This window comes from Nitrincola alkalilacustris, from assembly GCF_008973755.1.
In the GTDB taxonomy this organism is placed as follows: Bacteria; Pseudomonadota; Gammaproteobacteria; order Pseudomonadales; family Balneatricaceae; genus Nitrincola; species Nitrincola alkalilacustris.
The window spans coordinates 1-13,758 of record NZ_WBOM01000014.1 but is presented as its reverse complement, the minus strand read 5'-3'; the positions used below and the strand labels follow the sequence as shown (position 1 = coordinate 13,758).

Annotated in this window: 12 protein-coding genes; 11 read left to right on the top strand and 1 reads right to left on the bottom strand. The window is 53.8% G+C overall.

Annotation, left to right across the window (positions count from 1 at the left end; translation table 11 throughout):
• The first annotated feature begins 1 nt into the window (after position 1).
• The 8 genes from F7R27_RS18670 to F7R27_RS18070 all read left to right on the top strand — a co-directional run bounded on the left by F7R27_RS18670 (position 2) and on the right by F7R27_RS18070 (position 10,071).
• Entirely contained in the window at positions 2 to 178 is a 177-nt protein-coding gene (locus F7R27_RS18670; RefSeq protein WP_168927555.1) for a hypothetical protein, read from the top strand.
• On the top strand, positions 175 to 3,126 hold the full coding sequence (locus F7R27_RS18100) for a sensor histidine kinase (RefSeq protein ID WP_151705680.1): 2,952 nt from the start codon (positions 175 to 177) through the stop codon (positions 3,124 to 3,126). The genes F7R27_RS18670 and F7R27_RS18100 overlap by 4 nt, the downstream gene beginning before the upstream one ends.
• Positions 3,123 to 4,505 (top strand): sigma-54-dependent transcriptional regulator, encoded by a 1,383-nt coding sequence (locus F7R27_RS18095; protein ID WP_151705679.1) that lies wholly within the window; start codon positions 3,123 to 3,125, stop codon positions 4,503 to 4,505. Before F7R27_RS18100 ends, F7R27_RS18095 begins: the two co-directional genes overlap by 4 nt.
• 531 nt (positions 4,506 to 5,036) lie before the next feature.
• Positions 5,037 to 6,512, top strand: a complete 1,476-nt coding sequence (gene pcnB / locus F7R27_RS18090; RefSeq protein WP_240776437.1) for a polynucleotide adenylyltransferase PcnB — start codon at positions 5,037 to 5,039, stop codon at positions 6,510 to 6,512.
• Entirely contained in the window at positions 6,505 to 6,993 is a 489-nt protein-coding gene (gene folK / locus F7R27_RS18085; RefSeq protein ID WP_151705678.1) for a 2-amino-4-hydroxy-6-hydroxymethyldihydropteridine diphosphokinase, read from the top strand. The genes pcnB and folK overlap by 8 nt, the downstream gene beginning before the upstream one ends.
• Before the next feature lie 43 nt (positions 6,994 to 7,036).
• Positions 7,037 to 7,828 carry a 3-methyl-2-oxobutanoate hydroxymethyltransferase gene (gene panB, locus F7R27_RS18080; RefSeq protein WP_151705677.1) on the top strand — a complete coding sequence of 264 codons (792 nt, stop codon included), beginning with the start codon at positions 7,037 to 7,039 and terminating at the stop codon, positions 7,826 to 7,828.
• A gap of 4 nt (positions 7,829 to 7,832) precedes the next feature.
• Entirely contained in the window at positions 7,833 to 8,687 is an 855-nt protein-coding gene (gene panC, locus F7R27_RS18075) for a pantoate--beta-alanine ligase (protein WP_151705676.1), read from the top strand.
• Between the two features lie 202 nt (positions 8,688 to 8,889).
• Complete coding sequence (locus tag F7R27_RS18070) at positions 8,890 to 10,071, top strand: acetyl-CoA C-acetyltransferase (protein ID WP_151705675.1); 1,182 nt, start codon at positions 8,890 to 8,892, stop codon at positions 10,069 to 10,071.
• A gap of 107 nt (positions 10,072 to 10,178) precedes the next feature.
• On the opposite strand, the gene F7R27_RS18065 is transcribed toward F7R27_RS18070, so the two are convergent.
• Entirely contained in the window at positions 10,179 to 11,018 is an 840-nt protein-coding gene (locus F7R27_RS18065) for a 6-carboxytetrahydropterin synthase (RefSeq protein ID WP_151705674.1), read from the bottom strand.
• A 130-nt stretch (positions 11,019 to 11,148) separates the two neighbouring features.
• Here F7R27_RS18065 and rsuA point away from each other — a divergent pair, with 130 nt between their 5' ends.
• From rsuA to F7R27_RS18050, 3 genes are read left to right on the top strand one after another with little or no spacing between them, the layout of a single operon-like run.
• Positions 11,149 to 11,847 carry a 16S rRNA pseudouridine(516) synthase RsuA gene (rsuA, locus tag F7R27_RS18060; RefSeq protein WP_151705673.1) on the top strand — a complete coding sequence of 233 codons (699 nt, stop codon included), beginning with the start codon at positions 11,149 to 11,151 and terminating at the stop codon, positions 11,845 to 11,847.
• Positions 11,834 to 12,892 (top strand): class I SAM-dependent methyltransferase, encoded by a 1,059-nt coding sequence (locus F7R27_RS18055; protein ID WP_168927554.1) that lies wholly within the window; start codon positions 11,834 to 11,836, stop codon positions 12,890 to 12,892. The genes rsuA and F7R27_RS18055 overlap by 14 nt, the downstream gene beginning before the upstream one ends.
• A 22-nt stretch (positions 12,893 to 12,914) precedes the next feature.
• Entirely contained in the window at positions 12,915 to 13,613 is a 699-nt protein-coding gene (locus tag F7R27_RS18050; RefSeq protein ID WP_151705671.1) for a YciC family protein, read from the top strand.
• Positions 13,614 to 13,758 lie beyond the last annotated feature (145 nt).

Sequence of the window (13,758 nt, the reverse complement as noted above, 5' to 3'; positions counted from 1 at the left end):
TATGTATCTTTACCGGGGGCTGCTGCTGTTGATTCTGGCGACACTGGTTATCCTGCCTGCACTGGTGGATTACTGGCTCTACCTGCCTGGTTCATGGCTGCGACCCTTTGTTATCTGGCTTGTGATCATTGCTGCCACCGCTTTCATCACCACCATAGTCAGACGCAGGCACGCATGAGTCTTGATATCTCCACACTACTCCTGATCAGCATCAGCTATCTGATGTGTCTGTTTGCGATCGCCTATCTGACCGAGCAGAACCTGCTGCCACAGAAACTGATCCAACACCCACTGCTGCACACGCTCGCGCTGGGCGTTTACGCCAGTGCCTGGACCTTTTATGGCGCCTTTGGTGTGGCAGCAGAGTTCGGTTACACCTACCTCCTCTCCTATCTGGGTGCGACAGCGGCATTCATACTCTCACCACTGATCTTGATTCCGATACTGCGCATCACACACAGCTACCAACTCAGCTCCCTTGCCGATCTGTTTGCCTTTCGCTTTCGCAGCGGTGGCGTCGGCACCCTGACCACACTGCTGATGCTGATCGCCACACTGCCACTTCTGGCGATCCAGATTCAGGCGGTCACAGATTCAGTGCATATGTTCAATGACAGCGTATCTGCCAACCGTATCGCCATCATCTTCTGTGCCATCATCTCACTCTTCGCCATACTGTTCGGTGCGCGCCACCCCTCCCTGCGCAGCAAGCACAGAGGGCTGATGGTCGCCATCGCACTGGAGTCACTGGTCAAGTTGATTGCCCTCCTGACGGTGGCCTTCTACGCCTACTTCGTGGTGCTTGGTGGACCCAGCGGCTTGAGTGAGTGGCTTGCATTGAATCCCGATACTTTGCAAAGCATGCAACAACAACCCAAAAGCAGCAGTTGGCGCACCCTGCTGATCACTTTTTTTGCTGCCACACTGGTAATGCCGCATATGTTCTACCTGGCCTTCAGCGAAAATGCGTCGGAGCGCAGCCTCTATACTGCCACCTGGCTGTTGCCGCTTTTTCTGATGCTACTGGCCCTGACCGTCCCCCCCATACTCTGGGCCGGCATCAAGTTGAATGTGGTGCAGAGCCCTGAGTATGTGGTACTGATGCTGGGTCAGGCAGTCGGCCTGAACTGGCTGAGCGTCATCGCCTTCATCGGAGGCCTCTCTGCCGCCAGCGGCGTGCTCATCGTGGCGACGGTTGCCCTCTCCTCCATGCTGCAGAATCACATCGTACTGCCTCTGGTACGCATACCTGACTCCATGCGCCTTTACACCTGGCTGCTGTGGCTGCGCCGCCTGATCATCATCATGGTGATGCTGGGCGCCTACCTGGTCTATTCGATCATCGCCAACCGTTTCCAACTCAGCCATCTGGGGATCATTGCGTTCATTGCATTCCTGCAGTTCCTGCCGGGCCTTCTGGTAACCCTCTATTGGCAGGGTGCCAGCCGCTTCGGCTTTCTGCTGGGCCTGTGCTCAGGGGTTCTGAGCTGGTTCGCCTCAATGCTGCTGCCAGCCCTATTAGGTGGCCAGCCGGTTATTGATCAGCAGATGCTGGAGTCCTGGTATCTCTATGCCATTCTGTCCCTGACGTTGAACGTAGCACTGGTTGTGATCGGCTCTCTGCTCCTGCCACCCGACGCTGATGAGAGCGAGGCCGCTGCGGCCTGCATTCTGAATACCCTGCACCGCCCACCAGGTTTCAGTCAGGATATTGAAAGTGCTGACGAGTTTTATCACAGGCTGTCACCCCGACTCGGGGCGCAATCGGCCAGGCGTGAGGTAAATCGTGCTCTACAGGAGATCGCGCTTACACCAACAATGCAGTTGCGGCCGCTGGACGCCCTGCGCCTGCGCAATCAGCTTGAAAACAACCTCTCCGGCCTGCTTGGTCCTGTTGAAGCAGCGGCACTGCTGCGTCCAACACCCTTAGGCGGAAGAGGCGGGTTCCGCGCCCGAGAGATCCACCTGCTGGAAGAGCAGCTTGAGAACTACAATGAGCGCCTCTCGGGTCTTGCCGCTGAGCTGGATCAGATCCGTCGCTATCACCGCATCACGCTGCAGCGCCTGCCAATCGGGGTCTGTACTCTGGATGCCAAGCAGCGAATTCTGTTCTGGAACAGAGAGCTGGAGCGTCACACCGGTGTCAGTCCTGACGAGGCCATCGGCGCACGCCTGACTCAGCTCCCGGAGCCCTGGTCATCTTTACTGGGAGACTTTGCCGATCTGCCGGACCTGCACCAGGCGGCATCGAGTCTGCAATTAAAGGGTATGACCCGCTGGTTCAGCCTGCATAAGGCAAGACTGGACGAGGTATCAGACAACGGCATGATCCTGCTGGTGGAGGACGATACCGAACACCAGATCATCAGCAATCGGCTGTCACACAGCGAGCGCCTGGCATCAATCGGCCGCTTTGCTGCAGGTGTGGCACATGAGATCGGCAATCCGGTAACAGGTATCGCCTGCCTTGCCCAGAATCTGAAACTGGAAACAGATGAACCTGATATTCTCGAAACTGGTGACCAGATCGTCGCGCAAACCCATAGAATAAGCCGCATCGTGCAATCCCTGGTACGCTTTGCACATACCGGCCAGCATGACTCGGCACAACATCATGAGGCCGTTTCGCTGCATGACTGTGCTCAGGAGGCTATTGAATTGATACGCCTGAACCATCGCAATGCGGATCTTGAGATCAGTAATGAGATAGCACCCGATGCCTGCACATCGGGCGATCCACAGCAACTGCAGCAGGTATTCGTCAACCTTCTCAATAATGCCTATGACGCCTCACCCGAAGGCGGACGCATCATCCTGGCCTGTGAAGAGAACATTAACAGCATCTGCATCACCATCACCGATGAGGGCAGCGGCATATCCGAAGAGCACCTGCACCGCCTCTTCGAACCCTTCTTTACGACTAAAGAACCGGGAAAAGGAACAGGATTGGGGCTCGCGCTTGTTTACAACATTATTACCGAGCACTATGGTAGTATTGAACTAATTAGCCCTGCCAACAAAAAACAGAATAAAGGCACTCAGGTCGTTATAACACTGCCCCGCCTACCCGATGCTGATACTTTATCGAAGGATGGGGATATTACTGTTACAGGTCCTTCCCTATGAGCCGAATTCTGATTGTTGAGGATGAGCGAATTATCCGAGCAGCACTCAGGCGCCTGCTGGAGAAAAATCACTACGATGTCAGTGACGCCTCCTCAGTCGATGAGGCAGCCTCATTACTGGCTGCAGAAAAATTTGATCTTATCATCAGCGATCTGCGCCTGCCGGGAGCCCCCGGCACCGACCTGATCGCCATGGCGAAAAAAATCCCCGTTCTGATCATGACCAGCTACGCCAGCCTGCGCTCCGCCGTGGATGCCATGAAGCTGGGTGCGGTCGATTACATCGCCAAGCCCTTTGATCATGACGAAATGCTCAATACCATTCACACCATCACGCATCGGACCGCGTCCGAAGAGCCTGATACGACACCACCCGTGGCAGCAGATACGCCGAGCATGATACTCGGCAACTGTGAGACCATACAGGAACTTCACAAACGTATTGCCAAAGTGGCCCGAACCGACGCCACCGTTCTGATTCTCGGTGAATCGGGAACCGGCAAGGAGCTGGCTGCCCGCGCCATACACCAGCAAAGCAAACGTGCCAGCGCACCGATGATCTGTGTTAACTGTGCAGCCATTCCAGAATCACTCATCGAGTCTGAGCTCTTTGGGCATGAGAAAGGTGCCTTCACCGGTGCCGACACCAGCCGCAGCGGTCTGATTGAAGCAGCCGACAAGGGCACACTCTTTCTTGATGAGATAGGTGAGTTGCCACTTGAAGCTCAGGCACGCCTACTGCGTTTTCTGCAGGAGGGTGAGATACGCCGTGTCGGGGCCGTGCAGTCGAAAAAAGTCGAGGTACGACTGATTGCCGCCACACATCGGGATCTCAAGTCTCTGGCGCGTGTCGGTCAGTTCCGTGAAGACCTCTATTACCGCCTTTATGTCATGGAGCTGAAGATGCCGCCGCTGCGTGAACGAGGCAATGACATTCCTGAGCTTGCCAGACGCTTTCTGGCTCGGCACAGCAGGGGCCGAGATGAGCCTCTGGCCTTCAGCAAGGCAGCAATAGATGGCATGCTCAGCTACTCCTGGCCGGGCAATGTCCGTGAGCTCGAAAATGCCATAGAGCGTGCCGTAATTCTGGTTGAAGGGAATGAAATCAGTGCCGATCTGCTGGGGCTCGATTTCGAAAAAGAGTCACTGAATGAGCTGGAGCAGAGCTATGCTCACCGCACGCATTCAGGACAACCCAGCTCAGACAATCAGCGCACAGACCTGTCGCTGGATGATTATTTCCAGCGTTTTGTGATGGAGAACCAGGAGCAGATGAGCGAGACAGAACTGGCTAAAACGCTCGGTATAAGCCGCAAGTGTCTGTGGGAAAGACGCCAGAAACTCGGCATCCCGCGCAAGGTCAAAAACAGCAAGACGTAACACAGGGTAACACTTTTCCGAGTGTTACCTTACTACACACGGATTTTTGCCAATGTGTTACCCATCATCACAAACAGCAGAGTTCAATGATCCAACCCTAGAGCAATAAAATATTTAATTCAGCAATAACAATGATTTAAAAAAGTTGGCACAAACCCTGCTCTCTAAAGGGGCAAGAAGAAGAACAAAGCGAAGCTGGCTGACCATCAATAAAAATAAAAACAGGTCTGGCAACGACGCATCCCGCCTCTAATAAAAATAATAAAGAGGCTTAGCTGATCGTAAACGTGCAACAATGCTTCCATGCATATCTGGAAACAAAAATAATAAGCCAGTGCCCCTTTGCAACGTTTGCGGTCAGCACCCCCCCCCCCAACACACCCATCTCGTTACACTCTCTTTATATAACCTTCTGCTCATCTGATATAATAGCGTCGCTGCAAGGTATTGCTTATACTTAGCCGCCTGAGCTGGTAACATGCAGCCCAATGTTTATTCTGTACATCTCGTGACCAGGAATTTTTTTGACCAATGCTAGATTTGCTTTACATACTGGTGCCCCTTGCAGGCATTATTCTGATTGCATGGGTGCTGATGAGAAGCAAGCCCTCAGCCCATAAACCCATCGCTCCCGCAGCAGCGCAATCCGAACCCAATGCAGGTGATGCACCTTCGGAGTTCACGCGCCTGCCACTGGGCGAGCGTAGAATCATTCCCGAGTCGGAGCACAAGATTTCACGTCGCCGCCTGGATGATAATGCCATGAAGGTCGTCTATCGACTGCAGGATGCTGGCCACGACAGCTACCTGGTCGGCGGCTGTATTCGCGACATGCTGGTTCAGCGCCAACCCAAGGATTATGATGTAGCAACCTCAGCTCACCCCGAAGAGGCCGTCGAGCTCTTTCACAGGGGCCGTCTGATCGGTCGGCGTTTCAAGCTCCTGCATGTCCGTTTTGGACGCGAGGTGATCGAAGTAGCCACCTTCAGAGCCGGACATGACAGTGAAGACAATGAGAGCGGGGAGCAGGGGCGCCAATCAGAAGCAGGACTGATACTGCGAGATAATGTCTACGGCACCATTGAGCAGGATGCGCTGCGACGCGACTTTACCATTAATGCGCTCTACTACTGTGTCCGAGACTACAGTATCTATGATTTTGCCAATGGATATATAGACCTGCAACAGCGTATCATTCGCATGATCGGTGACCCTGCACAGCGCTACCGCGAAGATCCCGTGCGCATGCTGCGTTCCGCACGCTTCGCCGCCAAACTCGGCTTTGATATCGAGCCTGAAACAGCCAGACCCATCGCCGAACTGGCCCCTCTTCTTGCCAGAATCGCACCGGCACGTCTATTTGATGAAGCCCTGAAACTATTGCAGTCCGGACACGGCGCAGCCTCCTACCGCCAGCTCCAGCGCTTCGGACTCTTCGGCTATCTGTTCCCTCAGACACAGGCTTTTCTGGATCGGGAGCATGCCGGCACGGAGTCCATCATTCAACAGGTGCTTCGCAACACCGACAGACGCCTTGAGCAGGGTAAAAGCGTGACCCCCGCTTTTATGTTTGCCGCATTGCTCTGGTATCCACTGCAGGAAAGGTGGCAGGAAATTCTGGATGAAGACGACCTGCCGCCTCTGCAGGCATTGCACGAAGCTGCCAACCAGATACTGGGTGCTCAAGTGAAGAGCACCGCCATCCCCAGACGCTTTTCCGGACCGGTCCGGGAGATCTGGGAGCTGCAGATGCGCCTGCCCAGACGCCAAGGTAAAAAAGCCGAGCTGCTGGTCACACATCCTCGATTCAGAGCCGCCTACGATCTGCTGCTGCTACGCGAAGCCGCTGGCGAGGATCTGGATGGGTTGGGCAAGTGGTGGACAGACTATCAGTCAGCCAACCCTGCTCAGCGTGAAGCTCTGAATCAGAACAGTTCATCTGACGAAACACGCAGCAGGCGTCGCAGACGCAGAAAGCCGACGCGTGCGAGTAATGTTGATGGCTGAAGCAGTACATTGCTTTATCGGTCTGGGCAGCAATCTGGATAACCCGACCGATCAGGTAATACAGGCACTGAAAGAGCTTCAGGACCTTCCTGACAGCACTCTGCTGTCCTGCTCATCGCTGTATCGGTCAGATCCAATGGGGCCGCAGGACCAGCCCGACTACATCAATGCAGTCGCCATGCTGGACACTCTGCTTTCTCCCGTCGCGCTGCTTGATCAACTCCAGGCACTTGAGCAGATCCATCAACGCAAGCGACTGCAGCACTGGGGACCACGGACGCTGGATCTTGACCTACTGCTGTATGGTAACCAATTGATCAGCTGTGAAAGACTGACAGTACCCCACCCGGGGCTGACTGAACGCAACTTTGTACTCTGGCCTCTGGCCGAAATAGCGCCTGACCTTAAGTTTCCAGATGGCAGCCTGATTCAGACATATCTGGATCAGCAGCCATTGGGAACACTGCAGCGACTGCCATGAAAGATGACAGTCATGCCGGGCTTAATGTTGAATCGGGAGTTTTATGAGTAACATCACACTGCACACCTTGGCCGCGCGTAAGCAGGCGGGTGAAAAATTCTCAGTGCTGACAGCCTATGATGCGACCTTTTCGCACATTATCAGTTCAGCCGGTATTGAGATGATGCTGGTCGGTGATTCTCTAGGCATGGTCCTGCAGGGACACACTTCAACTTTGCCTGTCACTGTTGCCGATATGGCTTACCACACCAACGCTGTTGCCCGGGGTAATCAGGGTGCGATGATCATGTCGGACCTGCCTTTCATGAGCTACTCCACACCCGAACAATGCATGCTGAATGCTGGTTTGCTGATGCAGGCAGGAGCACATATCATCAAGATTGAAGGTGCCGCCTGGCTGGCTGAGAGTATTGAAAAGCTCTCTGAGCGGGGCGTTCCCGTCTGCGCCCACCTCGGATTGACTCCTCAGACAGTCAATCTGCTTGGCGGTTATCGGGTTCAAGGCAAGGATAATGCATCTGCCATGCGCATGCTTGAAGATGCCAAGCGCCTGGAAAATGCCGGCGCCAGCATGCTGCTCCTCGAGTGTGTGCCGGCATTGCTGGCAGAAGAGATCACGCGGAATGTCGAAATTCCTGTCATAGGTATAGGTGCCGGTCCCCATACAGACGCACAGGTCTTGGTATTGCACGATATGCTCGGTATCACTCCGGGGCGTAAACCTCGCTTCGTCAAAAACTTCATGGCCGACAGCGACAGTATTGAAGACGCGATCCGCCGCTATGCCGAAGCGGTCAAATCCGGCACTTTCCCGAGCCAGGAGCAGAGTTTCTAGTCCCATGCAAACACTACATACCATAGCTGAATTACGCAGCGTCCTGTCCGAACACCGCAGGAGTGGCAAGAAGATCGCTCTGGTTCCCACCATGGGCAACCTCCATCGTGGCCATATCAAGCTGGTAGAGGTCGCCAGAAGCGAAGCTGATATCGTTGTCGCATCGATTTTCGTGAACCCTTTACAGTTTGGCCCCAACGAAGACCTGGACAGCTACCCACGCACTCTGCAGGATGATCAGAAAAAACTTCAGGATGCAGGCTGCGACTATCTATTTGCGCCGAACAACAGCGAAATCTATCCTGAAGGGCGGGATCAGCAGACCCTGGTTGAAGTACCCATGCTGTCGGATCTCTATTGCGGCACGACCCGACCCGGGCACTTCTGCGGCGTCACGACAGTTGTCTGCAAGCTGTTCAATATCTGCCAGCCTGATCTGGCCATTTTTGGCGAGAAGGATTATCAGCAGTTGCGCATTATTCGCAAGATGGTCAGCGATCTCTGCATCCCGGTCGAGATTCAAAGTGTTGCAACAGTGCGCGCCGACGACGGCCTGGCGCTGAGTTCACGCAATGGCTACCTGAATGAAGAAGAGCGTGCAGCGGCACCTGCGATGCAACAAACCCTTCAACTGACATGCCAGGCAATCAGTCAGGGCAATCATGACTTCAGGCAACTGGAATCTGAGGCAGAAAGCCAACTCAGCGCAGCAGGCCTGATACCGGACTATGTCAGAATCGTACGTCGCAGCGACCTTCTGCCCGCACAGGCCGGAGACAGTTCACTGGTGATACTGACGGCAGCCTACCTTGGACCAACCCGTCTGATCGATAACTGCGAGATCGACTGTAACAGTTGATTCACCTCATGCTTCTGCAACTTCATTTGCTTGACAGTCTGCGTGAGCTTCGCGCAGACTTGAAGGGCGCTCACATCGATCCTACAACAGCGGATTGATGGAAGATCAGCGCCCGTTACGCCCCTTGTTTCACAGAAATTTTACACATCAGGTGTATAACTGATTACGGGACGTATTTTTCAAGAGAATGAGAGGATCTACCATGCGCGATGTTGTGATTGTTGCTGCCGGTCGTACGGCAATCGGTACTTTTAACGGCTCACTGGCTTCTGTATCTGCTGTTGATCTTGGTGCCACCGTCATCAAGGGACTGCTTGAAAAGTCCGGTCTTAACCCCTCCGAAGTAGATGAAGTGATTCTTGGCCAGGTGCTGACTGCCGGCTGCGGACAGAACCCTGCCCGCCAGTCCATGATTCATGCCGGCATTCCTCAGGAAGTGCCTGCCATGACTATCAACAAGGTTTGCGGCTCCGGTCTTAAAGCCCTGCAACTGGCAGCCCAGTCGATCATGTGCGGCGATGCCGAAGTCGTGATTGCCGGTGGTCAGGAAAGCATGTCTCAGTCTCCACATGTTCTGCCCAACTCACGTAACGGTGCACGCATGGGCGACTGGAAACTGGTCGACACCATGATTCAGGATGGCCTGTGGGATGCATTCAATAACTACCATATGGGTATCACCACTGAAAATATCGTAGATAAGTTTGGTTTCAGTCGTGAAGAGCAGGATAACTTTGCTTCTGCATCTCAGAACAAAGCTGAAGCCGCTGTGACTTCAGGTCGCTTCAAGGATGAGATCATTCCTGTTGTGATCCCGCAACGCAAAGGTGATCCGGTAGTGTTCGATACGGATGAACAGCCACGCTTTGGCTGCACGCCCGATGCTCTGGGCAAACTGCGCCCAGCTTTCAAAAAAGATGGTACGGTAACGGCTGGTAACAGCTCCACCATCAATGATGGCGCAGCAGCGGTTATCCTTTGCTCGGCTGAAAAAGCCGCGGCGCTTGGCCTCAAACCACTGGCCAGAATCAAGGCTTACGCCTCTTCCGGTGTTGATCCAGCTATCATGGGCACCGGCCCTATCAGCGCTACACGCAAAGCGCTGGAGAAGGCTGGCTGGAGCCTGGAAGATCTGGATCTGGTAGAAGCCAACGAAGCCTTTGCCGCTCAGGCGATGTCCGTAAACAAAGAGCTTGGCTGGGATACCAGCAAGGTGAATGTCAATGGCGGCGCGATCGCACTGGGACACCCGATCGGAGCGTCAGGATGCCGCGTTCTGGTATCACTGTTGCATGAGATGATCAAACGCGATGCCAAGAAAGGCCTTGCGACCCTGTGCATCGGCGGCGGCATGGGAACAGCGCTGGCTATTGAGCGAGTGTAAACACTCACTGCCTCCATGAGCCTGGCCAAGGTCAGGCTCATGGTTTTCAGCTCAGGGCCAGCCTGCAGGCTGGCACATGGTTCTGAGCAGGCAGTCCATGCAAAGCGTCAGGCTGTCGCAATGGCCCCCTTGCCAACCCCTTCATAAGCGCGCACTACAATCTCGCTGTCCGGGTGCTCCAGCTTGATCTGCTTTGCCAGATGGGTGGCTATCTGCTCAACCGTCGACACACTCTCCATCACATAGCAAACCTCTGCCGGCAAGTGCAACTCAAACTCCCCCTGAGGTGCATCATAACGATAGCGATGCTCACTGGCACCCTCATCAGAAATGAGATGCGAGCGCGTGCCGATGTAGATATCCCTGAAGGTTTCGGCCCATTGCGCCTCAAGCGCCTGATCCCGCAGCGCATTACGAAACACCTCGATACGTGAGCGGTGACCATGCGCGATACGCTGACAGTTACCATCGTGCTGCTGCAAGCCATGACTGTAATGATAAAAGGATGATTCGATCTTTTCTGCGACAAACAGAATATCCAGGCCCTTCACCTGCTCAGGAAACAGCGCAAGCAGTTGCTCACGGCACCATTGAGCCAGTGTGGTTTCAGTGATCTCGGCAGCAGGAATCAATGCAATTGCCTGCTCTGGTGAGCGACAGTAAAAACGTTCGCCCGTGGGATAGGTCCAACTGACCTGTGTCTCTCCCTTGTCCACCGCCACCCGCACACCAGGCATATCCATTGCGACCACCAGCGCATGATCTATATGCGCGTCCAGCCAGGCCTTGACGCGCTTCTTGACGATACCAAAATCGCAGATCATCCCCTGCTGATCCAACTGACCTTCCAGTACCAGTTGCACAGCCCAGGACTCTCCCAGCAAGCCTCTTTGCGGATGCAGGTAGGAAAAGTCCACATGAGTAAGATTATCTACAAAAAGTTTCACGCCAGCCTCAACAGTAAAAGAATCATCAGTGTCTATTTTACCTGATTGTTCGTCGACAATCACAACTGACCATGTCTGAATTCGCCCACTGAGGTATACTGACGCTTTCCTGAAGTGAACAAGACTGACCATGCGACTTGATAAATATCTGTCCCAGGCCACTGATTACTCTCGTAAAGAGGTCAAGCGCCTGATCCATGCCTATACCGTGACCGTCAATGGCGAAGTTGAGCGCGACTCCGGCCGCCATATTACCCCGGAAGATGAGGTGGTAATGGATGGCATTAACCTTTCAGCACCCACTACCCGCTATCTGATGCTGTACAAGCCTGAAGGTGTTGTCTGCTCAACCGATGATCCGACTCATCCCACTGTAATAGGCCTGATCGATCTGCCAAAACCAGAACTGTTGCATATAGCAGGGCGACTTGATGTCGATGCCACCGGGCTGGTGTTGCTGACAGACGATGGCAAGTGGTCGCACCGTATTACATCGCCACGCCACAAGGCACCTAAGCGCTATCATGTAACAACTGCCGAACCCATTGAGGATAGCGCTGTTGCCAAGTTTGAGCAGGGCCTGTGGCTTAACGGAGAAAAGCTGCGCACCAAACCAGCAGGACTAAAGATCCTTGATACACATAGTGCCGAAGTGACACTCCATGAAGGACGCTATCATCAGGTGAAACGCATGTTTGCATCTCTGGGTAATCGTGTGGTCACGTTACACCGAACCAGCATCGGAAATGTTGTGCTGGATGATAGCCTTGAGCCAGGAGAGTTCCGCCACCTCACCGATGAGGAGGTTCTCAGCTTTGAATCCAATTGATGCTGCCACTTCCGCACTCTACCAGCAGTTGGCAGGTATCACTGAACCTGCACTGTGGCTGGCCGATGAAAATATCACCACCCCATTACCGCCAGCCAATCCTGCAATAGAGGTTGTCAGCAATCGCCATGATCTGGCGAGCGCACTGCATCATGCTGGCTGGCAGACAACCTTCAACGATTTTGACCTGTCTGCATTCTCTGATGGACAGTTCAACAGTCTGTTGTACCGCATATCCAAAGAGAAAGCGCTGGTCCACCATATCATCAACCAGTCATTCCGCTTACTGCAGGAGAGCGGCGCATTGATACTGATTGGTGATAAAAACGAAGGGATCAAGACCTTTGCACGCAAAGCCGCGCAACATCTGGGAGGCACCCTTCGGGAACAGAAACTGGCTGGCAACCTGTGGCAATGCACCCTGACCCGTGCGGATAATACGTTTGGTAAGCAGCCATTAGATGACCAGAACTATACACAGCTTCGTCCGATAGTGGCAGGTGAGATGCATTTCATCAGCAAGCCGGGACTTTATGGATGGCAAAAAATTGATCAGGGCAGCGCCTATCTGGTAGCGCAACTGCCTGCCATGATTAAACAGCCTTTACCCCTGCATGGCAGCCTGCTCGACCTGGGTTGTGGCTTTGGATATCTGACACTCGCCACTGCCGGACCTGACACACAGGTGATCTGCACAGATAACAATGCAGCAGCGCTGATTGCCTGCAGGGCTAACCTTGATCTGGCTGGCCTGCAGGGAACAGTGCTAGCGTCTGATGCAGGAGACTGCCTGAATGAACAGGTGGACATCCTATTGTGCAACCCTCCCTTTCATGCAGGCTTCAGTACCGCTGGTGATCTGACTGATAAGTTTCTGGCAGCCACCGCACGCCTGCTCAATCCTGACGGCATCGCCTGCTTTGTGGTCAATCTGCATATCCCATTGGAGAGGAAGGCGCAAAAATGGTTTGACCGCGTCGATCTTCACTCGGACAATGGCCACTTCAAGCTGATAACCCTGCGCAAACCACGTACCAATCGCTGAGTGACAATTCACAGGACATATTATGACATTTGAGTATCTGCGCCAGTCACTATTTTTCTTTCGACAGCATCTGACAACACTCGCCATGATCCAGATCCCCTTTCTGCTGGCACTGGCAGTCCTTCGCATGGCACTGACCGGGCGTGCAGACGCAGAGAATGACCTGGCCCACTCAAGTCTGCTGGTGATGATCCTTGAGATGCTGGTTTTGCCAGTTTACTGGGGGGCTACCATTTTCTATCTGCAGTCCGTAATAGATAATCGTACGCTGAAGCCAATCAGCGCCATCCAGTTGGGTATCGGCAGTTGGGGCAGGCTTCTGTTGACCTATATACTGAATGCAATAGCGGTTGCTATCGGACTGATGCTGATGATCATTCCCGGAGTCTACGTCGGTATTCGCTTCGCCTTTGCGGACTATGTCTGTGTACTTGAAAAGCAGGGGCCGGGAAAAGCCCTGAAGCGTAGTTGGGAACAAACGGATGGTTATTTCTGGGTACTGTTGCAGGGACTGGTCATTCTGTTCGGTTCGCTGTTCATGCTGAGCATACTGGTGAACAATCTGTTCGGTACCACGTCTCTCATCGGTATTCTGCTGTCACTGGGCATCGAGTTCGGTGGCGCACTGATAACAATTTTCGGTTTTCGCGTCTATTGTGCCATGCGTGACGAACAGTCTTCGCTTCCGGCTCGCACCCATGACGATACAGATGAAGATTAAAGCGCTGCACGGCAGTTAAATCGAGTAGGGTGAGGCGTCACCGCCTCATCCCTCTCACAGAACCGTACGTACGGGCCTCGTATACGGCTCATGCCTTTAACTTACCCCGAGCTCGGGGACAGCGATACCCGTTTTCACTTTGGTT

Coding starts and splice junctions, on each gene's coding strand:
- F7R27_RS18670 (WP_168927555.1), top strand. CDS start 2: ATGTATCTTTACCGGGGGCTGCTGCTGTTGATTCTGGCGACACTGGTT.
- F7R27_RS18100 (WP_151705680.1), top strand. CDS start 175: ATGAGTCTTGATATCTCCACACTACTCCTGATCAGCATCAGCTATCTG.
- F7R27_RS18095 (WP_151705679.1), top strand. CDS start 3,123: ATGAGCCGAATTCTGATTGTTGAGGATGAGCGAATTATCCGAGCAGCA.
- pcnB (WP_240776437.1), top strand. CDS start 5,037: ATGCTAGATTTGCTTTACATACTGGTGCCCCTTGCAGGCATTATTCTG.
- folK (WP_151705678.1), top strand. CDS start 6,505: ATGGCTGAAGCAGTACATTGCTTTATCGGTCTGGGCAGCAATCTGGAT.
- panB (WP_151705677.1), top strand. CDS start 7,037: ATGAGTAACATCACACTGCACACCTTGGCCGCGCGTAAGCAGGCGGGT.
- panC (WP_151705676.1), top strand. CDS start 7,833: ATGCAAACACTACATACCATAGCTGAATTACGCAGCGTCCTGTCCGAA.
- F7R27_RS18070 (WP_151705675.1), top strand. CDS start 8,890: ATGCGCGATGTTGTGATTGTTGCTGCCGGTCGTACGGCAATCGGTACT.
- rsuA (WP_151705673.1), top strand. CDS start 11,149: ATGCGACTTGATAAATATCTGTCCCAGGCCACTGATTACTCTCGTAAA.
- F7R27_RS18050 (WP_151705671.1), top strand. CDS start 12,915: ATGACATTTGAGTATCTGCGCCAGTCACTATTTTTCTTTCGACAGCAT.